Annotated in this window: 18 protein-coding genes; 8 read left to right on the forward strand and 10 right to left on the reverse strand. The window is 65.7% G+C overall.

Annotation, left to right across the window (positions count from 1 at the left end; translation table 11 throughout):
* Positions 1–13: 13 nt before the first annotated feature.
* Positions 14–5,620 carry an LAGLIDADG family homing endonuclease gene (locus NO366_RS04545; protein WP_256533139.1) on the reverse strand — a complete coding sequence of 1,869 codons (5,607 nt, stop codon included), beginning with the start codon at positions 5,618–5,620 and terminating at the stop codon, positions 14–16.
* A gap of 261 nt (positions 5,621–5,881) precedes the next feature.
* On the opposite strand from NO366_RS04545, the gene NO366_RS04550 reads away from it, so the two are divergent.
* On the forward strand, positions 5,882–6,469 hold the full coding sequence (locus tag NO366_RS04550) for a conditioned medium-induced protein 4 (protein WP_256533140.1): 588 nt from the start codon (positions 5,882–5,884) through the stop codon (positions 6,467–6,469).
* 112 nt (positions 6,470–6,581) lie between these two features.
* On the forward strand, positions 6,582–7,247 hold the full coding sequence (locus NO366_RS04555; RefSeq protein WP_256533141.1) for a CRISPR-associated protein Cas4: 666 nt from the start codon (positions 6,582–6,584) through the stop codon (positions 7,245–7,247).
* Positions 7,248–7,294: 47 nt separating this feature from the next.
* On the opposite strand, the gene NO366_RS04560 is transcribed toward NO366_RS04555, so the two are convergent.
* The 3 genes from NO366_RS04560 to NO366_RS04570 all read right to left on the reverse strand — a co-directional run bounded on the left by NO366_RS04560 (position 7,295) and on the right by NO366_RS04570 (position 8,808).
* The gene (locus NO366_RS04560; RefSeq protein WP_256533142.1) at positions 7,295–7,879 is read right to left on the reverse strand and encodes an L-threonylcarbamoyladenylate synthase; all 585 of its coding nucleotides are present in this window, start codon (positions 7,877–7,879) and stop codon (positions 7,295–7,297) included.
* Between the two features lie 78 nt (positions 7,880–7,957).
* On the reverse strand, positions 7,958–8,539 hold the full coding sequence (locus NO366_RS04565) for a redoxin domain-containing protein (protein ID WP_256533143.1): 582 nt from the start codon (positions 8,537–8,539) through the stop codon (positions 7,958–7,960).
* Positions 8,539–8,808 carry a glutaredoxin family protein gene (locus NO366_RS04570; protein WP_256533144.1) on the reverse strand — a complete coding sequence of 90 codons (270 nt, stop codon included), beginning with the start codon at positions 8,806–8,808 and terminating at the stop codon, positions 8,539–8,541. Before NO366_RS04570 ends, NO366_RS04565 begins: the two co-directional genes overlap by 1 nt.
* A 234-nt stretch (positions 8,809–9,042) precedes the next feature.
* On the opposite strand from NO366_RS04570, the gene NO366_RS04575 reads away from it, so the two are divergent.
* Positions 9,043–10,434 (forward strand): hemolysin family protein, encoded by a 1,392-nt coding sequence (locus NO366_RS04575; RefSeq protein WP_256533145.1) that lies wholly within the window; start codon positions 9,043–9,045, stop codon positions 10,432–10,434.
* Between the two features lie 23 nt (positions 10,435–10,457).
* Here NO366_RS04575 and NO366_RS04580 read toward each other — a convergent pair whose 3' ends face one another.
* The 3 genes from NO366_RS04580 to NO366_RS04590 all read right to left on the reverse strand — a co-directional run bounded on the left by NO366_RS04580 (position 10,458) and on the right by NO366_RS04590 (position 13,272).
* Positions 10,458–11,135 (reverse strand): hypothetical protein, encoded by a 678-nt coding sequence (locus NO366_RS04580; RefSeq protein ID WP_256533146.1) that lies wholly within the window; start codon positions 11,133–11,135, stop codon positions 10,458–10,460.
* A 51-nt stretch (positions 11,136–11,186) separates the two neighbouring features.
* The gene (locus tag NO366_RS04585) at positions 11,187–12,377 is read right to left on the reverse strand and encodes an inorganic phosphate transporter (protein WP_256533147.1); all 1,191 of its coding nucleotides are present in this window, start codon (positions 12,375–12,377) and stop codon (positions 11,187–11,189) included.
* A gap of 175 nt (positions 12,378–12,552) precedes the next feature.
* Entirely contained in the window at positions 12,553–13,272 is a 720-nt protein-coding gene (locus tag NO366_RS04590) for a DUF5828 family protein (RefSeq protein WP_256533148.1), read from the reverse strand.
* Positions 13,273–13,486: 214 nt separating this feature from the next.
* Between NO366_RS04590 and upp the strand changes: the two genes are divergently transcribed.
* A complete protein-coding gene (gene upp / locus NO366_RS04595) occupies positions 13,487–14,164 on the forward strand; it encodes a uracil phosphoribosyltransferase (RefSeq protein WP_256533149.1) in 678 nt (225 codons plus the stop codon).
* A gap of 163 nt (positions 14,165–14,327) precedes the next feature.
* Positions 14,328–14,672 (forward strand): DUF4234 domain-containing protein, encoded by a 345-nt coding sequence (locus tag NO366_RS04600; protein WP_256533150.1) that lies wholly within the window; start codon positions 14,328–14,330, stop codon positions 14,670–14,672.
* A gap of 60 nt (positions 14,673–14,732) precedes the next feature.
* Here NO366_RS04600 and NO366_RS04605 read toward each other — a convergent pair whose 3' ends face one another.
* Positions 14,733–16,874, reverse strand: coding sequence for a S9 family peptidase (locus NO366_RS04605; RefSeq protein WP_256533151.1), 2,142 nt, complete (start codon positions 16,872–16,874; stop codon positions 14,733–14,735).
* 239 nt (positions 16,875–17,113) lie between these two features.
* Here NO366_RS04605 and NO366_RS04610 point away from each other — a divergent pair, with 239 nt between their 5' ends.
* Complete coding sequence (locus tag NO366_RS04610; RefSeq protein ID WP_256533152.1) at positions 17,114–17,821, forward strand: hypothetical protein; 708 nt, start codon at positions 17,114–17,116, stop codon at positions 17,819–17,821.
* A gap of 73 nt (positions 17,822–17,894) precedes the next feature.
* Here NO366_RS04610 and NO366_RS04615 read toward each other — a convergent pair whose 3' ends face one another.
* Both NO366_RS04615 and trpY read right to left on the reverse strand, forming a co-directional pair.
* Positions 17,895–18,500, reverse strand: a complete 606-nt coding sequence (locus NO366_RS04615; protein WP_382274626.1) for an IMPACT family protein — start codon at positions 18,498–18,500, stop codon at positions 17,895–17,897.
* 36 nt (positions 18,501–18,536) lie between these two features.
* Complete coding sequence (gene trpY, locus NO366_RS04620) at positions 18,537–19,040, reverse strand: TrpY family transcription regulator (protein WP_256533154.1); 504 nt, start codon at positions 19,038–19,040, stop codon at positions 18,537–18,539.
* A gap of 246 nt (positions 19,041–19,286) precedes the next feature.
* Between trpY and NO366_RS04625 the strand changes: the two genes are divergently transcribed.
* Positions 19,287–20,120 (forward strand): hypothetical protein, encoded by an 834-nt coding sequence (locus tag NO366_RS04625; protein ID WP_256533155.1) that lies wholly within the window; start codon positions 19,287–19,289, stop codon positions 20,118–20,120.
* Between the two features lie 273 nt (positions 20,121–20,393).
* The gene (ileS, locus tag NO366_RS04630; protein WP_256533156.1) at positions 20,394–23,681 is read left to right on the forward strand and encodes an isoleucine--tRNA ligase; all 3,288 of its coding nucleotides are present in this window, start codon (positions 20,394–20,396) and stop codon (positions 23,679–23,681) included.
* The last annotated feature ends 158 nt before the right edge of the window (positions 23,682–23,839 follow it).

Consider the following 23,839-nt stretch of genomic DNA (forward strand, 5'->3'; position numbering starts at 1 on the left):
GGACGGACGAGCGCTACGTCGTCCGCAGGTGGTCCGTCTTGGGCTCGTAGACCTCGCCTTTCTGCTTGAGTTTCTCGATCTCGTGTTCGGCCTTCGACTCGTCCATGCCGATCTCGCCGGCGCGTTCTACGACGACGTCGATGGGGGCGCCGTCGTCGTACTCCTCCTCGACGTCGGCGATGAGCGCCTTGATGTTCTTGATTCGGTCGCGCTGGGACTTCGAGGTGCCGGCCTCGACGATGTCGGCGTCGAACTCGCCCGTCTCGGGGTCGACACCGATGTCCTGCAGACACGCGCGCGTTATCTCGATGATACGCTCGGCGTCGTCACGGCTGACGGTGTCGGAGAGGCGGATTCGCGCGCTGGCCTCCGCCAGTCGGACGAGCGCCTCGAGCTGGCGGGCGGTGACCGGGACCGGGGCATCCTCGTCGACACCCTTCGAACGGAGGTCGACGTAAAATTGCTGGATGGCCTCGCGGGCCTCCTCGGTCATCCGCGGGTGGCAGTTCTGCTTCGCGTAGGCGACGTACTTCCGGAGGAGGTCGGCGTCGATCGCCGGATCCACCGACGCGGTCATCTCGTCGATCTCCTCCGTACTGACGTCGGGCGAGGTCATCTCGGCCTGCTGGGTGGTCAACTCGCCGGCGTAGTTCGTCCGTAAGATGTGTTCCGCGAGGTTGGCGTCCTTCTCCTCGTCGGGCTGGTCCGTGACCGTGAAGATGAGGTCGAATCGCGAGATGAGCGCCGGTTCGAGGTCGATCTGCTCGCCGATCGGTTCGTACTGGTCGAACCGGCCGTACTTCGGGTTCGCCGCGCCCAGCAGCGAACAGCGAGATTTTAAGGTTGCATTGATCCCTGCTTTGGAAATCGAAATTTTTTGCTGTTCTAGTGCCTCGTGCATGGCCGACCGGTCCTCGGAATTGTGAACGACGATACCGTTCGCGACGAAGTTGTGCGTCCCCTCGACCGTGAGATCGTAGACACGGGGACGGTCCCGACGGTCGAGTTCGGCGAGGAGTTCGTCGATATTCCGTCGTTTCTCATCGATCAGTCGGACGCACGTGCGCTTTACTTCCTCGAAGTTGTTCACGTCTACAGCGCCAGAGAACCAGCGGGAGACGGTCGACCCATCGACCCCTACCTCACGAGCTACCGCCTGAAACGAGATATTGTATCGTTCGAGTTCCGAACGGAGCGATGTCCAGTCTGTCGCCTCGATCGGCTCGTTCACGAGAGACCGCGCCCGGGAGACCGCCTCAGCCGTTTCACGAACGTCGACGAGATCGGCGAGTCGCGACTTACAGACGTCGATCATCGTATCGCGGTGGTCTCGCGAGTCGATCTGTTGCACAGAATCGATACGTCGCCACTTGACGTCGGCTTCGATCAGTTGTTGGAGTGGCGAAAGATCGACAGCACGGACCGGATCCAGCACGTCACGAAGCCTGTGGCGAACCCGATTCCGCAGTTCGGTGTCGGTGCCCCAGCGCCGGGACAGTTGCTGCTGTGAGAGGGGCAATTCGGTGGCAAGTTCTCGCTGAGAGACGTGATAGCGATTCCGTAGCTCCTCTAGCCGCTCCCACGTCGTTTCAGATTCGAGTTCGTCGTAGTGGGCAGTTGCCTCTACGTTCCGCTCCTCGAACGCCTGGAGAATCGAGTCGGACAGGCGGAGTGACGCGTTCGCGTCGTCGTTTTCGAAGTTACAATAGGTTGCATCGCTCGCTATCCCGCATTCGGACTGATGAAGTCGGAGTGCACCCCTTGCCTGTTCGAAAAGATGTCCACACTCCGGAAGGACGTCGATGATAGTTCGCGTGCCTGTCGTCCGGCCACAGGCAGCATCCAGTTTGGTACGTTTTCGATCCAACGTGAACCCGATGTGACGTTCGAACGCTGCGAGAGAGGCGTCCGACGTTATTGTGAGCGCGTACACGTCACGGCCGCCGTCACGTTGTCGGGTCTGAATTTGGCTGGAGATTCCGAACTCGAGAAGGAGCATCTTCGTACCGAGGAGGAGTTCGTAGCTCGACGAATAGATTCTCACGAATCGCTCGTCGACCGTCCCCTCGGAGTCGGCAAGGGCCCGGACGAACGCCGCTTTCGTCTCACGCGAAGCCCGCGTGACCGCCTCGGGAAGACGCTTTCCGTCGAAAATCTCGAGGTTCGCACCCAGTTCGAGTAACTCGTCGACGTAGCGTTTTCCGTGAAGACGAACCGTCTCGACGCCGTCGTCACGCCGTTCACTGGGGTGACGAACCGGTTCCGCGTCGAAGGCGTCGCGACAGGCGCGTTCGAAATCGGCGAGCAACTGCTCTTCTTTGTTGATAAAACGGACGCCACAGCTCCCCTCAGTCCGGTCGTAGTATATATTCCCGTCACCGGCAACGTAACCGAGAATCGCCCCGTGCGCGGGCGAAACACTGTCGTCGTGGTCGGACCGATCGTCGGTCGATGGCAGCGTGGAGACGGCCCCACCGTCGGCGAGCGGTGTCGGTAACTCCCTCGGAACGTACGTCCAGTCGCCTTCGGATAGTTCCTCGGCCGGAACTTCCGTTCGTTCACCCCGTTCGAGGACGAAGAACGGGTGATCCGCGGTCGTCGTGATCCGCTCGCCCGATTCGAGCTCGACCCTCCAGAGTTCGGCTGGGGCATCGTATTCGTGGACGGCGCGGACCGGACGTCGTACGAGCGATCCGTCCTCGGACATCGTCCAGACGTCGACGTCGACATCCCGGATCGTGCGGCCGTTTTCGAGTGTTTCGACTGAACCGTCTCCGATTGCTTCGTGGGCCAGTTCACGGATCGGTTCGATACCAGTGCCAGTGTGAACGAGCGTCTCTCCCGTCACGCATCGCATCTTATCGAGTTCGTCGACTGCCGCAATCCCCTTGTCCGCGAGGACGAGCGCGCCCGCCTCGAGCGACCACTGATCGCCGTCGCCGAAGTCGTCTCTCACCGCGGCTGCGGTATTGTGTGTCACGATTCCGTTCCCGATGAAGTTGTGCGTCTCGGGAACGGATAGATCGAAGACTTCCTTCGTGCCGGAATCGGTCGCGGCGACTACTTCGTCCCATCGGAGGTCCGCGTCGATCACGTCTCCGACGGTCCGCTGTACAGAACCGAGGTCGATATCTTCGAGCATCCGGCGAGCCCGGGCCCGACTTGGATTGTCGCCCCTGCGAACGTTATTGTAATATTCGCCGACGACGCCTCCATCGGCAGCGACGAGTGCAGGGCCGACCGGCATCGTTTCGCCACGTCGGTGTCCGTCTTCGACGATTCGTTCGAGTGCACGACGTTTCGCCGTGGATTCGAACCCTATCGCGGCGGCGTATCTATCGATATCCGCACCAAACATCTCGACGAAGTACTGGACGCTCTTCGATTCGATCGTGCGGCCATCGGTCAGTTCGTAGGTCCCTCGTCGGTCCCGCTCTCGGATCCGAGCGCGGATACCGTACGATTCTAGCATGTGCAGAATCTGGGTCGCAAGACGGTCGCTAATAGTCGATATGAGGACGCTCGACCCGCCAGCGTCTCGCTCGGATACCGATCCATCCGCGTCCATCAACCCGCGGAGGAACGCGTCGGCATGTTCCGCGGTCGTCAATTCGGGTGCGAGCGAGAGTTCACGCTTCGGCGTCACCATCCCGACGTTCGCAAACAGTCTGGCGATCGTCGCGCTGCAGACGCGAATACAGGGGACACGGTCGGCTTGCCGTTCGATCTCCGGTCGTTTATCGAACTTCTCGGCAAAGATGTCCGCAGCTCGCTCGAGAAGTGCTTCGTTCCCGTTCGAGATTCGGACCAGTCCGCGATTGGCGTTCCGCCGGTTGAGTGAAATGTCACCGTCGCCGAATACGAGCCCGAGGAGATACAACAGGTCCGAATCGAACCGCTCGGGGATCGTTATGGAATCCCCGTGTCGAATCATCAATCGGTCGAACTCGACGTCCTCGCGACTCGCATCGATCGCATCGAGCATCCGATCTAGCTTCTCGAGCGGGACGTGTCGGTTCTTCAGGTGAAGGTAGATGAAGTCCTCGGAGAGATCGAGCTCGGTGGCGGCATCGCGGAGCGACCCGAACTCGTCGGTGAGCGACGTTCTGAGGAACTCGATGGAGTCGTCCCCGAGTTTGATCTTCTCCGTGCTGAGTTCTAGGAAGTCACGTACCGACGGGTCCGACCGGTCGAGATCGTCGTATTTCGGAACTGCGACGTGATCTCCCGGTTGGACGTCGGAAATTTCGGTCCATTCCATACCCGCCTCACCACAGGTCAGCACGGGCGTGTTGACCGACGCTTCGAGTTCCTTTCCACAACGTGTCTTTATTCGGCGACACGGCTTTTCGGGCATTCGCCAGACGTGCGAAGAGGTCGTATCGGCCATCTCTCCCGTGTCTCGGTCGAACGTCTGCAGGCCGATGCCCCGCGCGACCGCAGTTTCTTCCGAAACCGGTTCGGGGAGAGACTCAGACACGATGTCCTCGATCCGACGGAATCCACTGTCGGTGTGGATCATCGTGTCACCGGTAACGCAGAGCCCTGCGCTCGAACTGCCTTTCCCGGAGGTGTAGACCGACCGGGGCGCGATATTCTGTATATATGACAACATCTGGCTTTTTCCCGTACCAGGGTCACCGATCAACAGCATGTGGAGGTCGCCGCGAATGCGCGAGCCGTCGGGGAGGTGCTTGGTCACACCCGAGAACAGCTGGAGGATCATCGAGAGCTTCTCCTGGTCGTAGCCGTAGATCGAGGGGGCGATGGAGTCGACCATCGTCTCGTAGATATCGTCGCGTTGGGAGAGGTCGACGATCTCCGCTTTGTCCGCCTCGGTGATGTCCATGTCCTCGAACTGTTCTTCGTCGATTTCGACGGACATCCCCTCCATGTAGAAGTCGAAGACGGGCGATTTGTCCTGGTCCGAGCCCTGCTGTTCGAGGCGCAGGACGCCCGCCGCAGAGACGTGGTCGCCGGGTGTCACCTTCCCGGTGATGTCGTCCTCGATGTGGACGTCGACGGACTGAGGCGTCTCGCCGCCGCGGAGGCCCTCTGGACTCTCCTGGATGCGCAGCTTCTGGGAGTCGACGAACTCGGACTGGTCGAAGTTGACCTGGAAGGGTCCCTGTCGCTCACAGCCCTGACACTCGTGGGGCTCCTGGAAGTCGCTCGTCGACTGTGGTATGCGCGTCAGGGTCCCACAGAGCTGGCACTCGAAGGCCGCTTCCTCGACTTTGGGGCGCACGTCCGTCGCCTTCCGAACGATGCCGTGGACCTCCACGAGGCGGTTCATGTGCTCGGCGCGAATCTCGCGGATCTCCGGCGTCTCCGCCTCCGGCAGGTTCCGGATGCGGACGTGTGCCCGACCCAGGCTCACGTCGATCGGTAGGTCGTACAGTCGCAGCGCCTCCTCGGCGTAGCGCTGGAGCTGTTCGGGCTGGGCCAGGTAGTCGTCCGCCAGATCCGGGTCGAACCGGTAGAGGGCGTCCCAGTCGACGAACAGCGAGCGCCGTTCGGTCGGGTAGCGCTGGGCGAGTTCCTTGATCTCGGTGTCGTAGTAACTGCGGAAGAAGTCCTCGAAGGCGTCGATGAGTTCCGCATTCCCCGCTTGCGCCATTGCACTGGCCTAGGGTCCCCATCCGGTATAAACCCGCGTGAATCGTGGCGGTACTAGAGCGCGAGACTGTCCCGTCGACGGACACAACGTCGAGAGAGCATATCGAGAGTGCGTGAGCGGGTTTGAGGTGTATGCGGATGTGAGATGTTCGTGGGTAAAACCTCGTCCACGCAGGGGACGGCTAGCACGGTGGGATCACGACTCCAGCGTAGCGGGACCTGGCAACAGGCTTAAATAGGCGCCCGTCGGGAGTTCCCACCCATGAACGAGAAGACGGAGGAACTGCGGGAGATCTTCACCGAGGTGACCGACGAAGAGACGGTTACCGAGTCCCAGGAGGCGGGGCGCGGGTCACTCGAACAGGACGAACGCGACATCGAGGACCGGCTCGAGGGCGTCATCGAACGAATGCGCGAGCGGTACGAGTTCGATACGTCACTGACGACAGCCGAGTTACAGACGGTCGCGCGTGCGTTTTACGAGGGGGCAGAGGACGACGAGATCGCCGACGACCTCGACGTCGAACCCGGCGAGGTCTTCGATGCGCGACTGGCACTCCACCTGACGCGGACCGACGAGGTCGACGAGGTCGACCTGGTCGCCCTCCGAGAACACGACGGCACACCGACGGAGATCGCCGCGGAGTTCGACTGCGACGTCGACGAAGTCACCCGCTACCGGGCCATCGCCGAGGCCAGAGCCGAATCGCGCGCGGCGAACGACCGCTACCGCGACGAGTTCGACAGTATCCTGGCCGACACGGAACTGTCGACGCGCATGGCCAGTGACGTGCGCGAGGACGGTCTCGAGGACGCGACCGAGGGCATGGAAACCGACGTCTCGTTCTAGTCTGGCGGTCCGGCAACCGGCCCCTCGCCGCGACGAACCATCCGTGTCCGGCACCGACGGTGACGGGGAGCGGGTCGAGGGTTTATACCGAAAGACGCGCCCAGCCGGGCCCATGTCCGACGTCACGTTCGGCGACCTCCGCTCGGCGGCGTACTGTCCACGCCAGTGTTACTACGACTGGGTCGAGGGCGACCGCGAACCGCCGCCACGTATCGAGCGGATCACGTCGCTCGCGTTCCGATACGAGGAGCTCCTCGCCGCGGACCGGCTCTCGCTCGCTGCGGAGCCGATCGAGGTCGACCCCGCGATCTACCAGCGTCGACTCGCCGATGCGAAGGCTCGTCACGAGCGGTGGGGCGACTGCTGCCAGCCGACCCGTCGACGCGCACTGGTCGACGGTCGCGAGTGTCGCGGTATCGTCGACAAAGTGTTCGAAGGGCCGCTTGAGCCCGCCGTCGTCGCCGCGGGATCGCCGCCCGAGCGGGGCGTCTGGGAGAGTCACTCGATCGTCGCCGTCGCCGCGGCGAAAGGGCTCGCCTGGGAGTGTGAAGCACCCGTCGAGACCGCTTACGTCGAGTACCCCGCCCACGGTGTGATCAGGCGGATCGACCTCACGACTCGGCGCAAGGCCGCCTATCGGCGCACGCTCCGGACCGTCCGCGAGATAGACGGCCCGCCGCCGCGGACCGACGATCGTTCGAAGTGCGACCACTGTGAGTACGCGCCGAAGTGCGGTGTCCGGACGCGAACCCTCCGGTCACTGCTCCGGCGACGGTAGCCGACCGACACCCCGAGGTCAGGGGACACCGACGCCGCGACCGGCGCTCAGTGCGTCGAGAGCCAGTGGTCGACGTCGGTCGCACGCGCTCCGCGTCGGTGAATCGTGTCCGTCGAGACGTCGACGACGGTGCTCTCGGCGCCGTCGGTCTCACCGCCGTCGACGACGACCGCGACCGCGTCGCGGATCGATTCGTCGAGGTCGGCGACTCGGCGAGCGTTCGGCCGGCCGCTCACGTTCGCGCTCGTCGCCGTGAGTGGCGTCCCGGCGCGTTCACACAGTCGCAACGCCAGTGGGTGGTCGGGAACACGAATCCCGACGCGCTCTCGGTCGGCCGTGAGGACGTCCGGAACCGACGGTTTCCGGCGGCAGAGGACCGTGACCGGACCGGGCAAGAACGTCGCCATGAACCGACGTTCGCGATCGGTCGCCGTGACGTACTCGAGCGCCGACGGAACCGAGGGGACGGCCATCGAGAGCGGATTCTCCCGGTCCCGCTCCTTGGCCTCGAACACGCGTTCGACCGCACCAGGGTCGAGCGCGTCCGCACCGAGACCGTAGACCGTCTCGGTCGGATAGACGACGAGCTCGCCGTCTCCGATCGCGTCGGCGGCGTCCCGAATTGCTGGCATATCCCTCACTCCGGCGATTCGCGGCAAAAAGGTAGCGCTCCGGGGTGCGCGGCGATCGACCGTCCCGGGGCTCTCCGGCTACCGGTCATCCAGGACGGCTTCGAGTTCGTCGTAGTCGGGGAAGTCGGGCCACTCCGTGGCGACCCACGCGTACTCGATGGTTCGGTCCCCGTCGAGGACGAAGATCGCGGGTCTCGGTTCGGCGACGCCGGTCATCCCGTCGAGATCGTGGACGACACCGTAGGATTCGGCGACCGCGTTCGACGGGTCACTGAAGACGCCGTAGGGGAGGTCGTGTTCGCGCAGGAACGGCGCGAGTTCGTAGGGACTGGAGATGGAGACGGCGAGGACCGTCGCGTCGGCGAGCGCGGTCAGGGTACCGGAGTCGGCGGCGGATTCGGTTCGGGTGGCCCCGTCGTCGATGGCGGTGGATTCGCCGACGCCGATTCCTCGGTCCCAGAGTTCGGTCAGGGTGTACTCCGCCAGGAACGCGCCGGCCATCGTGGTGAAGACGAGGACGGTCGGCGAGCCGGCGGCGTCGGCGAACGATCGGTCTTCCCAGCCCTCGTCGGTGACCAGCGGGCGGGTGAAGTCGGATGCCGTCTCCCCGACGGAGACGTGGTCGGTCGGGCCGAGGTCGACGACGTCGAAGTCGACCATCAGGTCTCACCCTCGCCGTAGGTGCGTTCCAGGTACGAGACGATGTTCGCGCTTTCCGCCATCGTGACGCCCGTCTCGTCGTCGACGACGACCGGGACCGTCCGGACGCCGGCGACGCGTTTGACCGCGTTCCGTCGGGAGTGAAGCGGTTCGACGAACCGGGAGTGGTACTCGAGATCGAGTTCGTCGAGGACGCGTACGACGCGTTCGCAGTAGGGACAGCCCTGCAGGCGATAGAGCGTGATCGGTGCGGCGTCGTCCGTGGTCATGGGATCGACTAGGTGGGTCACGGCCGAAAACGGTTGGCTTCCGGCACGGCTCGCCGGCTCGGTGCGGCTGCGGTCCTGGAGTATGTCCCGTGCCGAGCGTGGTGGCGGACCCCACGTCAGCGATAGACACTCCGAATTGGGGAATCGGACGCGTACACGGTCGATTCGAGTGTAAACGGTTGGTTTCCCACATGACAAACGTTAATCGGGGCGAGTGCAAACTCCAGACAGCCAATGGTGCTTCGATCGCTTTCAGGGGTGGTCCTCGCGGCGTACGAGATTCCGTTCGTCGGAATCGGCCTGGATACGACGATGGTCACAGTCCTCGGGAGCGTCGCCGTCGTCGTCCTCCTGCTTGGCTCTGCCTTCTTCTCCTCGTCGGAGATTGCGATGTTCTCGCTCCCGAAACACCGGGTCGACGGGCTGGTCGAGGAGGGCGTCCCGGGCGCCGACCGCGTGAAGGCGTTGAAGCAGGATCCACACCGCCTGCTCGTGACGATCCTCGTCGGGAACAACATCGTGAACATCGCGATGTCCTCGATCGCGACGGCCGTCCTGTCGATCCACTTCGGCGGACTCCTCGGCGTGGTGCTCGCGACGTTCGGAATCACGGCCATCGTCCTCCTGTTCGGCGAGAGCGCGCCGAAGTCCTACGCGGTCGAAAACACCGAAACGTGGTCGGTCCGGGTCGCCGCACCCCTGAAAGCGACGGAGTACCTCCTGCTCCCGTTGGTCGTCCTCTTCGACTACCTCACCCGCCAGATAAACCGCCTGACCGGCTCGGGCGGCGAGATCGAGTCGCCGTACGTCACGCGCGACGAGATCCAGGAGATGATCGAGTCGGGAGAGCGAGAGGGCGTCCTGGAGGAAGACGAACACGAGATGCTCCAGCGCATCTTCCGGTTCAACAACACCATCGTCAAGGAGGTGATGACGCCGCGGCTCGACGTGACCGCCGTCGCCGTCGACGACAGCATCGACGAGGCCATCGAAACGTGCATCCAGAGCGGCCACGCGCGCATCCCCGTCTACGAGAACAGCCTCGACAACATCCTCGGCGTGGTCAACATCCGCGACCTGGTTCGCGATCGCAACTACGGCGAAACTGACGACGGCGATCTCGATATCGACGACGTCATCCAACCGACGTTGCACGTCCCCGAGTCGAAGAACGTCGACGAGCTCCTGACAGAGATGCGCGAGAACCGCCTGCACATGGCCATCGTCATCGACGAGTTCGGGACCACGGAGGGACTCGTGACGATGGAGGACATGATTGAAGAGATCGTCGGGGAGATCCTGGAGGGCGGGGAGGACGAACCCATCGAGACGGTCGACGACCGCACGATGCTCGTCCGCGGCGAGGTCAACATCGAGGACGTCAACGAGGCACTCGGCGTCGATCTCCCCGAAGGCGAGGAGTTCGAGACCATCGCCGGGTTCATCTTCAATCGCGCCGGCCGACTGGTCGAGGAGGGCGAATCCATCGACTTCGACGGCATCGAGATCCGCGTCGAGCGCGTCGAGAACACGCGCATTTTGAAGGCACGGCTTCGAAAACCCGAGGCGGCCGGACACGACGGAGACGCCGACGAGGTCGCCGCAGAGAACGGCGAGAGCGGGTGAGTCGCGACCGCGGGTGAACGGCGTTACTCGACGATCGATTCGAGTTCGCGAGCGACGCGTCGCGGCACGAGGAGTCGTCGTGGACCCGGGACGTACTCACCGTCCGGTGTCCGGTAGCGGAGTCGAACGAGCGACGTCCCGCCGATGGACCGAGAAGAGACGCCCGACAGTGTGTCGAGGGCGATCACGTCCTCGGGGTCGTAGAGGTAGAGGACGCCCTCCTCTCGGTCGAGGACGCCGGTCGAGCGCATGAAGACGGCAGCGAGCAAGAACGCGAGTGAAACCGGGATCGTCGCGGCCGCGAAAAACTGGCCAACGTTGCCGCCGACGACGGTGTCGAGCGCGAAGATGAGGCCGCCCACGAACACCGCCCCGACCGCGGCGTCGACGCCGCGCGAGAGGCGCGCGTCGACGTCGTCGCTCGGCGTGTAGTCGATGCCGGGAACGTACCGTGTCACCGCTGCCAGGCTGGCCGCGGGATCGTCCGTGAGCGCGAGGGCGAGGATCGTCACCGCGAGCCCCGCCAGGGCGGCCAACAGGAGCGATCGGCCGCCGACCTGCGAGGTGAGTCCGAGCAGTCGACCGAACACGACGAGCGTCAACGCGCCGAACAGCGTGCCGGCGCCGAGGCCCCAGCAGAGCCGGATCAGCGCCGACGTGTCCGCGTCACGGTGCCACTGGAGGCGTGCCGCCTGAGTCATACCACATCTCGTCGGCGAGGGAGGGTAGGCCCTTCGGTCCGCGGCCGATGGTCAGCCGACGAGCGCCCGGAATGCGGCGAAGCCACCGAAGCCGACGGCGAGGGCGCCGAGGAACGACAGAACCCACGCGAGGATCGTGAAGCCGACCTTCCTGGCGCTGACGCCGCCCCCGGCGCCGGCCGCCGCGAAGCCGCTGCCGATGATCGAGCTGACGACGATCTCGTTGAACGAGACGGGAATGCCGAACAGGACGGCGACCTGCGCGAGCGCGAACGAGGGGATGAGCGCCGCGATGGAGCGACGCGGTCCGAGCGAGGAGTAGTCCTGCGAGATCGCCTTGATCATGCGGGGTGCGCCGGTCCACGACCCGACGAGCAGGCCGACGCCCCCGCCGGCGAGTAAGGCGACGAGCGGGAGCCCGATGTCTTCGCCGAGCGGAACGAGCGGGCCGACCGCGAGGCCGACCTGGCTGCCACCGGCCGAGAACGCGACGAGTCCGCCCATGACGAGGAGGAACGTCCGTTCGGTCCGGACGGGATCGTTCCCCATCCCCACCGCGGTAGGAGCGGCCCAGACGAGGGCGACCAGAATCGTCACGAGGAGGGACCCGACGATCGCCGGCCCTGGAATCGGACCGCCACCGGCCACGGCGATCGAGGCGGCCTCGCCGCTGCTCGCGAGGACGGCGAACTCGATGTTGGCGACGATGATTCCGATCAGCGCGGCGAGGACGGTCACCATCGCGCGCTCGGAGATCGGCTCGTCCCGCAGAGCGCGCGCGATGAGGTAGGCGACGAAGCCGCCGACGAACGGCGTGAGGAGCCACATCGCCCCGATCTCGGTGTACTTCGCCCACGCCGGGTCGCCGCCGAGGGCGAGCCCGACGCCGATCACCGATCCGGTGACGGTAAAGGCGGTGGCGATCGGGTAGCCGGTGAAGACGCCGGTGGCGACGAGAACCGCCGCGATGGAGAGCGCGAGCGTCGCCGCGGCGGGGGTGAGCGAGACACCGGCGATGAGGTCGCGACCCATCGCCTCGGAGACGTTCTGTCCCTGCAAGATCGCCCCGGAGATGCCGAGCAGCCCGACGAGAAAGCCCGCTCGCATCACCGAGATGGCGTTTGCGCCGACGGCCGGGGCGAACGGCGTCGACCCACTGGACCCGGCACCGATCGACCACGCCATGAAGAGGCTGGCACCGGCGGCGAGGAGGAACGTCCCGAGCGTCGCTACGTCGACCATCTACCCGCCCGTACCGGTGGATCGTACAAGTGTGTGCCGACCGACGTGCGATAGTACGTGGAAAATCGCCGAGCCGAACGAGTCCGATGGTGCGTTCGCAGTGGTCCCGAACCCGCAGGCGCCCACGTGTCGAGTCGACGGCAGTCACCGCCGTCTCCGGTCGGGATGGCCGACACTACGTCGTGGTCGAGCGCGAACTGTCCTCCGGTTCCGGCGGCGGTTCGACCCCTTCGGCGGCCTCGACGGTCTCGGTGTCCTTCTCGGTCTCGACGTGCCAGCGGTCGACCTCGTCGTCGAGGTCGGCGAGCGTGTTCGAAACCCGTTCTTTGAGGTCGTCGTCGTTGACGTTGACCTCGAAGACGAACTCCTCGCCCCCGTTTCCCCGCCCGGATTGCTGGACGTTGGCGCTGATCAGTTCGTTGTCGAAGTAGTAGGGCGCGAGCTGTGTCATCACGCGCTGGTAGACGGTATCCTCGACGCGGCGGATCGCCTTCCGGCCGGCGGAGTCGGCCGCGCGGGCGACGTAGTCGATCGAGCGCCTCCAGTTGTCGACGGCTTCGTCCGCCTCGTCCTCTTCCAGGGCCTTGTAGGACTCCGAGAGTTTCTCACCGGCAGTCTTGATGTCGTCGTCGGGGCCCTTCCCGGCTTTCTCGCCCTTTCCCTCCTCGACGCGGGCCTGTTCGGCGGTCTTCTCGCTGACGTCGCTGTCGAGGCGCTCGTGGGTCTTCGGCCGCCACTCGTCCCACTCGGCGAAGGCGTCGGCGTACTGGCTGCCGACGTCAATCTCGGCGTCGTGGGCGCCCGCCTCCCGGAGGGCAGCAGTGATCCGTTCGCCGTGCTCGACGACGTCGCCCCAGTCGCCGCGGATCTTGAACCCGGAGATGCTCTCTTCCATCCGATTGGCGCGGGTCTATGAGTCGCGTCGATATAAACTTCGTCGCCGAAAGGGCCGGGCGTGGCATATGTGCGCACGGTCGTCGCCCCCGCGTCCGACCCGCGGTGCGTTGCGACGAGACTGCAAATCGCTCGTGAGCTCGCCGCCTCGGCGTGGAACCGGCCCGTAGCGGGAGACCGCAAGGTTGAGGCAGATACTGTTCGGAGTACCCTCCATGCCGATCGAAGATCGCGACGACGCCTACCTCGTCACGCACGCCCTGGCCAGGGACACGCTCTCTCGACTCCGATCGATCGAGACCGAACAGGTCGCGTTCCGGAAGGGTCTGGTGAAGCTCGGCCGGCTCTGTGGCTACGAGATCATCGACGGGCGGATGGAGACCGAGTACGTCGAGATCGAGACGCCGCTCGAACCGACGATGGGCGAGCGCGTCAAGGGCCTCGACGACGTCGTCATCATCAACGTCCTCCGCGCGGCGACGCCGTTCGTCGAAGGGCTACTGAAGGCGTTCCCGCGCGCCCGCCAGGGCGTCATCAGCGCCAGTCGCGACGAGGAAGGCGGGCGAACCGAGGATGGCTCGTTCCCGATCACCATCGACTACGTCAAGCTCCCCGAGATCACCGAAGACGACACCGTCATCGTCGCCGATCCGATGCTCGCGACCGGGTCGACCATGAACGCCGTCCTGGACCACGTCGTCGACAGCGCGCCCGACCCGGAGCACCTGATCGTTCTCTCGGCCGTCTCGGCTCCCGAGGGGCTGCTCCGCGTCGGCGACGCGTTCCCGCAGGCCGACCTGCTTACCGTCTCGATCGACGACTACCTCGACGACGACGGCTACATCGTCCCCGGCCTCGGCGACGCCGGAGATCGGGCGTTCCGGACGACCTAAGGGCGGTCGCCGTCGAGAGTGGATCCACCCTCTCGGACCCGCGGCCGCCCACGATCGGCCGTTACGTTCGAGCGCCAGAGTGTACCCAGCCGACGTTCTTCCCCGGGACGCGTGTCAGAGAGCAATGAGAAAAGTTATACCAATTGTGTAACCAGTGGGCGACATGGGTGCAAACACAACCTCGGTGACGAACGCGGGAGCGTTCAGGACGCGATCGCTCGGGAAGCAAGTACTGTTCTCGGTGCTCACGCTCGGGTTTTACTGGATATACTGGTACCACGTCACACACACGCAGCTAAACGACGGGACCGACGCCAATTTCGCCCCCCTGATGCGTACGGTCGGGCTGTTCATCCCGATTTACAACCTGATCGTCATGTGGCGGACGTCACACGACTGCGAGGCCGTCACCGACCAGGATGGTGTCCTCCTGTTCGTCCTGACCCTCGTCTTCCCCCCGGCGTTCTGGTTCCTCGTCCAGAGCGGCATCAACGACGTCGCGAAGTGAGGCGCCGGGACGACCGTCCAGGACGGTCACCGGTGTGAGACTGCGCCGACAGTCGCTCCGTCAACCGTCTACATCGGCGTCCTCGCCGTCGGCGGCGTCCTCGTCGGCGTCGCCAGCGGCCGACAGATCGGCGTTCGGGTCGCGTTCGAGTGCCGGTGGGACGTCTTTCCGGTCGGAGTAGCCGTCGAACCAGCGGACGATGCGCTCGATGCGGTCGACGACGTGGCCCGGCTCGCCCGAGCGCGACAGTTCGTGTCCTTCGCGAGGATAGCGGACGAGACGGGTTTCGACGCGGTGTTTCTTCAGCCCGGTGTAGTAAAGTTCGGCGCCGTTGGCGGGCGTCCGGTAGTCACGATCGGAGTGGATGAGCAGCGTGGGCGTGTCGATCTCGGGCACGAGCGAGACCGGCGAGTGGTCCCAGAGGAAGTCGGGTTCCTCCCACGGCGTGGTGCCGAAGTCGTACTCGACGAGCTTGTAGGCGCCGTCGGTCGACCCGTAGAAACCGGTGAGGTCGTAGACGCCGCGCTGTGAGACCGCGGCGGTGAAGCGGTCGGTGCGCCCGACGGCCCAGGCGGTCATGTAGCCGCCGAAACTGCCGCCGGTGACGTACTGCTCGTCGGCGTCGATCTCGGGGCGCTCGCTCACTGCGTCGGCGCCCGCGAGAACGTCCTCGAGCGTCTTGTCGCCCCAGTCGCGATACGTGGAGACGGCGTGGTCTTCGCCGTATCCCGTCGATCCCCGCGGGTTCGACCAGAAGACGGCGTAGCCGTTGGCGGCGAGTGTCTGGAACTCGTGCCACATCGTGCCCGACGTGGTCCACTGGACGTGCGGGCCGCCGTGGATCTCGACGACGAGGGGATACGGTTCCTCGCCGATGCGGTCGACGGCTGCGCCCGACGCGTCGACGTCCGTCGGTGGCGTCAGCAGCCACCCCTGGCACTCGGCCCCATCGCTCTCGAACCAGACCTCCTCGGGTTCGGCGACCGCGTGGTCGTCGAAGTACCCGGTGTTGACCGCGGTGAGGCGGGCCGCGTCGCCGCCAGATCGATCGGCGAGGAAGACGTCTCCGGGGTGGTCCCACTCGCTCTGGGTGACGGCCACGCGCTCGTCGCCGACGGAGAACCCGTCGACGTGGGCCCGATCGTCGTAGACGGACGTCGGGTCGGCGCTCGCGTCGCCGGGGACCGACCACACGCGAACCGCTCCCTCGTCGGGCGTCGCGAAGAAGAGCGACTCCTCGTCCGGTCCCCACTGGAAGCCGGCCCGCGAGAGCGTCCGGTCGAGTGGGTCCGTCGGAACGACCTCCTCGCCGGTCTCGGTGTCGTGGACGACGATGTCGACCTGTCGCATCGTCATCCGCTCTTCGGGCGTTCGCGGGAACGCGACCAGGCCGTCGGTCGTCGCCTCGATCATCCCGCCCCAGCCGATCGTCCGCGTGAGTACCTCGGGGTCGGCCTCGTCGGCGAGAGGATGTACGTAGATCTCGAGTTCGACCGAGTCGTCCGGAACGGCCTCGTCCGACGGCTTGCTCGCGTAGTAGATCGTCCCGTCGTCACCCCAGGCGGGACCGACGTAGTCCGCGTCGCCGTCGGTGAGTCGCGTGAGCGCGTCCTCGCGGGACGGGTCGTCGCCCGCCGCCTCGGCGGCCTCGATCGCCGTCTCGACGTCGAGAACGTAGACGTGGTTGCGCCGGCCGTCGGAGTACCGCTGCATCGACCGGAAGTTGAGCCGGTCGATGACCCGCGGATCCGGTGTCTCGGGTTCGAAGTCGGGGTCGACAGACAGGTCCCGGCCCTCCTCGCGGTCCTCAGGGGTCGACGCCTGCGTGAAGACGATGCGCGACCCGTCGGGACTCCACTCGATGCCGGAGACGCCGCCGGCGACCTCGGTCACCTGGCGGGCCTCGCCGCCCGTCGTCGGCAGGACCCACAACTGGGGGCGGTCGTCGTCGGCGCCGCGCGTGCTGACGAACGCGAGGTGCTCGCCGTCGGGGCTCCACCGGGGTTCGCTGTCGACGCCCTCGTCAACGGTGAACTGCCGCGCCTCGCCGCCCTCGGTCGGGACGACGTGGATCGTCGCCACCGACGTCTGCTCGTCGTCGGCCGTCGTCCGGACGAACGCGACCCGCTCCCCGTCCGGGGAGAGTCGCGGATCGCCCACCTGCACGAGGTCGTGAAAATCAGCCGCGTCAATCGGGTGCATACCCCGTGACACCGTCCGGCACCGATTATATGTTTCGCTTCGAAGGGTATCGGGAGCGCGAAGGGAGACGATTTTCTCGCGACGAGAACGACGCGACTGTACGACGATGGGCGACCGGGATCGAACCGTGGACGCGGATCGGCGCGTTCGCCTCGCCGTCGGCGCGTACGTCGGGTCCACACTCGCCGGTTCGGTCGCGGTCGCTACCGCGCTGACCGGCGAGACGTGGACGGCGATCGGTGCCACCGGCGGGATCGGGTTCGCCGGTCGGCCTCCTCGCAGGAGTCGGTCTCGCCGGCCGCAGTGGCCTCCTGTCGACGCATCTGGGAAAGAGCCTCCAACGTCGGGCGGCGCTCGCAGGTCCGGCGATCGTGCTGGGAGTGATCGCACTCGGCCCGATTGTGGCGGACGTGCCGGCACGGGTCACCGACGTGAGCCTGTGCGCGACCGTCGCTGTCGGACTCGCGGCCTGGGCCCTGGGGACGATGGCGCGAACGCGCCACGTAGACCGGATCACGCCGTCTACACCCGTCGCATCGGTCAGGTGGGAGGTTCCCAGCTCCGGCCTCGTCGACGTCGCACTCGTAGCGCTACTGGCGCTGATGGTCCTCGGGAACGGGTCCGAGGGGGACTGGACGACGATGGTCCTGTGGATCGGGTTGCTCGCACTATGGGCTGAGAGTGCCGTAGTCGAAGGGAGATGGCACCTCGGAAAGTGGGGTCGCGAACCCGAGATACGGATCTACGAGACGGGACTCGTAAAAGGGCGTCCCCACGCCCGGTCGTTCGTGCCGTGGTCGACGGTCAAACACGTTCGGGTACGGGATGGCGACATCGTCCTCGATCGGGGGCTGTTCGAGGTGCGATTCGAGGCGGGGGACCTAGGAGACCCGGGTGCAGTCCTGACAGCGATCGAACGAACGTCGGCGACACCGGTACTCCGGTAGCCGAAACGGCGACCGAGAGCCGGGTACGAGTGTGTATCCGAGCCGTGAACCGTCCGAGCCCGTCCACGGCTCGTCACTCGATATCTACTCGCCCGCTCGTCGCGCTCCGGAGTCGATCACGAAAGTCGTCCGCCTCCGGGACGGGAACGGCGACGTCGAACGTCACGGCCTCCGCGTACGCCGCGTCGAAGTCGTAGCCCTCGCTCTCGATGATTCCTCGAACCGTGCCGGAGTCGTCGTAGTCGACGCCGATCGCGACGCGCTCGTGCGGGCGCCGTTCGACGACGCCGGCCGCGTCGACGGCGTCCTTCACGGCCCGTGAGTACGCCCTGACGAGCCCGCCGACCCCGAGGTTCGTCCCGCCGTAGTAGCGAGTGACGACGACGGCGACGTTCTCGAGTGCTTGACCCTGCAGGACGGACAGTGCCGGCTTCCCCGCCGAGCCAGAGGGTTCGCCGTCGTCGCTCGAATACTCCCGGAGGAACTCGCCGTCGGGGTCCGTCCGGACCCGGTAGGCGGGGACGTTGTGCGTGGCGTCGGCGTACGTCTCGCGAACCTCGTCGACGAAGGTGTCGGCCGCCTCGACCGACTCGACGGGACGAACGTGGCCCAGGAATTCTGAGCCCTGGATCTCGAAGCTGGCGGTTGCGGGTTCGGCGACGGTGGTGTAGGAATCCATCACAGCGAGTACGGTGGTTCCGCGCGTCTCCCAGCGCTACTGTAGTTCGATCTTCCGGACGAAGGAGAGATCGCGCAATTCGGTGATGAGCGAACCGGGGATGTCCTGGTCGGTGACAAGGTAGAGGCGTGGTTCGTCCGTGAACTCCGGATCCTCGCTGATGGTCTGACGGATGGTGACGCCGCGGTCGGCGACGCAGCCGGAGACCGCCGCGACGATCCCCTCGGCGTCCGGGTCGTCGACTTCGATCGAGAGGACGGTCAGGTCGAGGACGGGCGCGAGGTCCATCAGACTCGGCACCTGTGAGATGTTCTGGAAGATGCGCCGGAGTTCCGGATCGTCGAGGATGGCGTCGGTGGTCGAGTCGACGACACGGCGATCGACGTCGATCTCGCGGGCGATACCCGTGTTGGGGATCTCGATCCCGCCGGAGACCACCCGCCCCTCGTCGCTGACGGAGAAGCCTCGCTCGAGCAGCAGCCGGATCACGTCCTGCTGGCTCGGAGACCCCTCGAACTTCTCCATGATCTCGTCGAACATGCCACTCCGTTTTGGTGCCACGCACATATCTGTCCCGGACGAGGAACGTCTCCGAGCGCGGATCCGACGTGGCTATCGCGAACAGCGACGTGGCGAGCGACGACGTGGAGGGACCCGACGCCGTGAGCGACGAATAGGTGAGGAACGAAGTTACGCGGAATCGACGAGCCACGGGGACTCGCCGATCTCGGCGGAGCCGACGAACGGGACGGTCGGTTTTTTGTGTTCGGTCGGCAATCACCACGCATGCACCAGCTCCGGACCTGCGACTTCTGCGGCGACGACGCCGCGGGTACGTTCGAGATCGTCCCGCCCGAACTGAACCCGACGGAAGCCGAACAGCGTCGAATCGTCCTCTGTACCGACTGCAAGCCGACGCTCGAAGAACTCGTTCAACCCCTGCTGGCTCGTGCCAGTGCGGAGTCGACGGCGGAGACGGACGCTGCACAGCCCGTCGAAAATCCTGCACAGCCAGCCGAGGACGCTGCACAGCCCGCCCACGCCACTCGCACCGCGACCGGCGCCGAACGGCAGGGCACCGACGCGGAAGGCGGACGCGCCTCCACCGAGTACACCGACGAGGCCGACGGTGGCGACGACGAAGCCACTGTGGACGAGACCGGTTCGGGCGGTCACGAGCCCGAGACGACCGAAAACAGCGGAACGCCGGGGATCGATCGGGATCGGGACGCGGCCGAGCCGGTGGTGACGCCGGACCGACCCGATCGGTCGACCGGGACGAGCGAAGGCGTCGCGATCCAGCCCGACGGGGCGAGCCGCGAACGGGACGATCGAGAGTCGGCGGCCACGGGGACCGATACCGACGACTCGTCGCCGACCGACGTCGCGTCCGCGACCGCGGCACGGACGGGCGAGGCGACGTCCGGCTCGGCACCGCGGGCGTACGGGAAGGTGCTTCGTCTCCTGCAGAACCGGGAGTTACCGATGGCCCGGGCGGACGTCGAGGCGCTGGCGGCCGGGGCCTACGACCTGGAGGACCACCAGGTCGAAGCCGTCGTCGACTACGCGATCGAACAGGGCGACCTGGTCGAGGACGGACGGAACGTCCGCCTGGGATAGCACACGTCCGTGGGCGACGGTGACGTGTGTTCGTCAGTGGGCGACGGTGACGTGTGTTCTGCGCCGACGAGATATCCGCCGACCTGGAACGATGTGTCGGACCGGGCCCGGAGCCGTCGGACCGAGCCAGGATGGGCGCGAACTCGCAGTCGGCGACGATGGCACAGCGTCCGCCCTCGCCCGTGAAGGTCGGCCACAACGTGGCGACTTCGGTCCGACAGCCGAATCCGCCACACCGATTCCTCTTTACCGTCGGAGCCTATTCCATCCGATATGAGTCGATTCGGCGAGGTCGCCGACCAGTACGAACCCCACGCCCTCGAGGAGTCGGTCTTCGAGTACTGGGACGAGGTCGACGCCTACGAGCAGACGAAAGCCCATCGGGCCGACGGCGAGCGGTTCTTCTTCGTCGACGGACCGCCGTACACCTCCGGCGCGGCGCACATGGGAACGACGTGGAACAAGACGCTGAAGGACGTCTACCTGCGATTCCTTCGGATGCAGGGCTACGACGTCACCGACCGCCCGGGCTACGACATGCACGGGCTGCCGATCGAGACGAAAGTCGAGGAACAGCTCGGCTTCGAGAACAAGAAGGATATCGAGGCCTACGGCGAAGACGCCTTCATCGAGGCCTGCAAGGAGTTCGCCGACGAGCAACTCGAGGGCCTCCAGTCCGACTTCCAGGACTTCGGCGTCTGGATGGACTGGGAGGACCCCTACAAGACGGTCTCTCCGGAGTACATGGAGGCCGCCTGGTGGGGCTTCTCGCGGGCCGCAGAGCGCGACCTCGTCGAGAAGGGCCACCGCTCCATCTCGCAGTGTCCCCGCTGTGAGACCGCGATCGCCAACAACGAGGTCGAGTACGAGGACGTCGAGGATCCCTCGATCTACGTGAAATTCGATTTGACGGATCGTGACGGCAGCCTCGTCGTCTGGACGACCACGCCGTGGACCATCCCCGCGAACACGTTCGTCGCCGTCGACGAGGCGGGCGACTACGTCGGAGTTCGAGCGGAGAAGAGCGCGGAGCCACGCTCCGCGGACCGGAGCGGCGAAGCCGCGGAGGATGGCGAAACCGAACTCCTCTACGTCGCGGAACCCAAAGTCGAGGACGTCCTCTCGGCCGGCCGCTACGACGACTACGAGGTCGTCGAGGAACTCACCGGCGCGGACATGCTCGGCTGGGCCTACGAGCACCCTGTGGCCGACGAGGTACCCGACCACCCCGACTTCGACGGCGCCTGCGAGGTCTACGCGGCGGACTACGTCGACACGCACGGCGACGGGACCGGCCTCGTCCACTCCGCACCCGGCCACGGGGAGGAAGACTTCGAGCGCGGCACCGAACTCGACTTCCCGATCTTCTGCCCCGTCGGCGGCGACGGCGTCTACACGGCTGAAGGCGGTGCGTACGAAGGGCAATTCGTCCGCGACGCGAACGAAGACATCATCGCGGATCTGGAGGCGAACGGGTCGCTGCTGGCCTCGGAGACGATCTCGCACAGTTACGGTCACTGCTGGCGGTGCGATACGGGCATCATCCAGATCGTCACCGAGCAGTGGTTCATCACGATCACCGACGTCAAAGAGGAACTGCTCGACAACATCGAGGACAGCGAGTGGCACCCAGAGTGGGCCCGCGACAACCGCTTCCGGGACTTCGTCGAGGAGGCCCCCGACTGGAACGTCTCCCGGCAGCGCTACTGGGGCATCCCGCTGCCCGTCTGGACGCCCGAGAGCGACGGTGGCGCCTCGAGCGACACAGGCGACGGCAACGGCGTCACCGTCGACGACATGATCGTCGTCGCGACGCGTGAGGAACTCGCCGAGCGCGTCGACCAGGAGATCGACCCCGAAACCGTCGACCTTCACAAGGACACCGTCGACGAGCTGACGATCACCGAGGACGGGACGACCTACACCCGCGTGCCGGACGTCTTCGACGTCTGGTTCGACTCCTCGGTGGCCACCCTGGGAACCATCGGCTACCCCGGCAACGAGGACGAGTTCGAAGCACTGTGGCCAGCGGACCTCATCATGGAGGCCCACGACCAGACCCGTGGGTGGTTCTGGTCCCAGCTCGGTATGGGGTCGACCGCGATGGGCGAAATACCCTACAAGGAAGTCCTCATGCACGGCTTCGCGCTGGACGAGGATGGCCGAAAGATGTCCAAGTCGGTCGGCAACGTCGTCCAGCCTCACGAGGCGATCGAGCGCCACGGTTCCGACGCCATGCGGCTGTTCCTGCTCTCGGCGAACCCGCAGGGCGACGACATGCGCTTCTCCTGGGACGGCATGGAGACGATGGAACGCCACCTCCGGACGCTGTGGAACGTGTTCCGCTTCCCGCTGCCGTACATGCGACTGGACGGGTTCGATCCCGTCGAGACCGACTTGGATGCGGTCGCTGACGACCTCGAACTCGTCGACGAGTGGGTGCTCGCTCGGCTGCAGTCGACGACGGCCGAGATGGCCGCCCACTTCGACGACTACCGACAGGATCGCGCCCTCGACGCGCTCATCGAGTTCGTCGTCGAGGACGTCTCCCGGTTCTACGTCCAGGCCGTTCGCGAGCGCATGTGGGACGAGGCCGACAGCGCCTCGAAGACGGCCGCCTACGCGACGATCTACCGGGTCCTCCGCGAGATCGTCGTCCTGCTCGCGCCGTACGCACCCTTCATCACGGAGGAGCTCTACGGCACCCTCACCGGCGACGGCGGCTTCGACACCGTCCACATGGAGGACTGGCCGACGGCGGACGAACGCTGGGCGGACGAGGAACTCGAGACCGACGTCTCACTGCTGCGCGCCATCGAAGAGGCCGGCGCCAACGCCCGCCAGCAGGCCGGTCGCAAGCTACGATGGCCGGTCCCGCGCGTCGTCGTGGCCGCGAACGACGGGCGTCTCGCCGAGGCCGTGGAGCGCCACGAAGGCCTGCTCGCCGACCGGCTCAACGCCCGCGAGATCGAGGTGCTCGGCGCCGACGAGCGCTGGGGTGAACTCGAATACAGCGCCGAGGCCGACATGAGCCTCCTCGGCCCCGCGTTCGGCGACCAGGCGGGGCAGGTCATGAACACGCTCAACGAGGCCAGCATCGAGGAACCGGACCTCGACGCACTCGAAGCGGCCGTCTCCGACGTGCTCGGAGAAGACGTCGACCTCGACGACGAGATGGTCTCGTTCGTCACCCAGACACCCGACGACGTGGCCGGGTCGACGATCACGATCGAGGGCGACGAACACGGCGTCGCCTACGTCGACGCCTCACTTTCCGCGGACATCGAGAGCGAGGGCTACGCCCGCGAGGTCATCCGTCGCGTCCAGGAGATGCGAAAGGACGCCGACCTCGACGTCGAACAACGCATCGCCCTCGAACTCGACGTCGACGACGACCGCGTCGCCGACCTCGTCGACGAGCGCATGGACCTCGTTCGCGACGAAGTACGCGCCGACGAAGTCCGTTCGATCTCCGACGGCCACCGCGAGACCTGGGACGTCGAGGGCGTCTCGATGGAGCTGGCGATCGAACCGCTGGCGACGGCGGAAGCGTCGGATTGACGCCCGACTTCCAGGCGCCGTTGTCGAGAGGAAGACGACGTCGTGTCCGACGATTCACAGACGGATCGGAGACGCCGTAGCGCCCACCGCACCCGCAAACATATTTGTTATTCGAAGTATACGAACGTATTTGACTCTCCGAGCCAAAATCAGCACGT

It is taken from the genome of Halovivax cerinus (assembly GCF_024498195.1).
Classification (GTDB): domain Archaea; phylum Halobacteriota; class Halobacteria; order Halobacteriales; family Natrialbaceae; genus Halovivax; species Halovivax cerinus.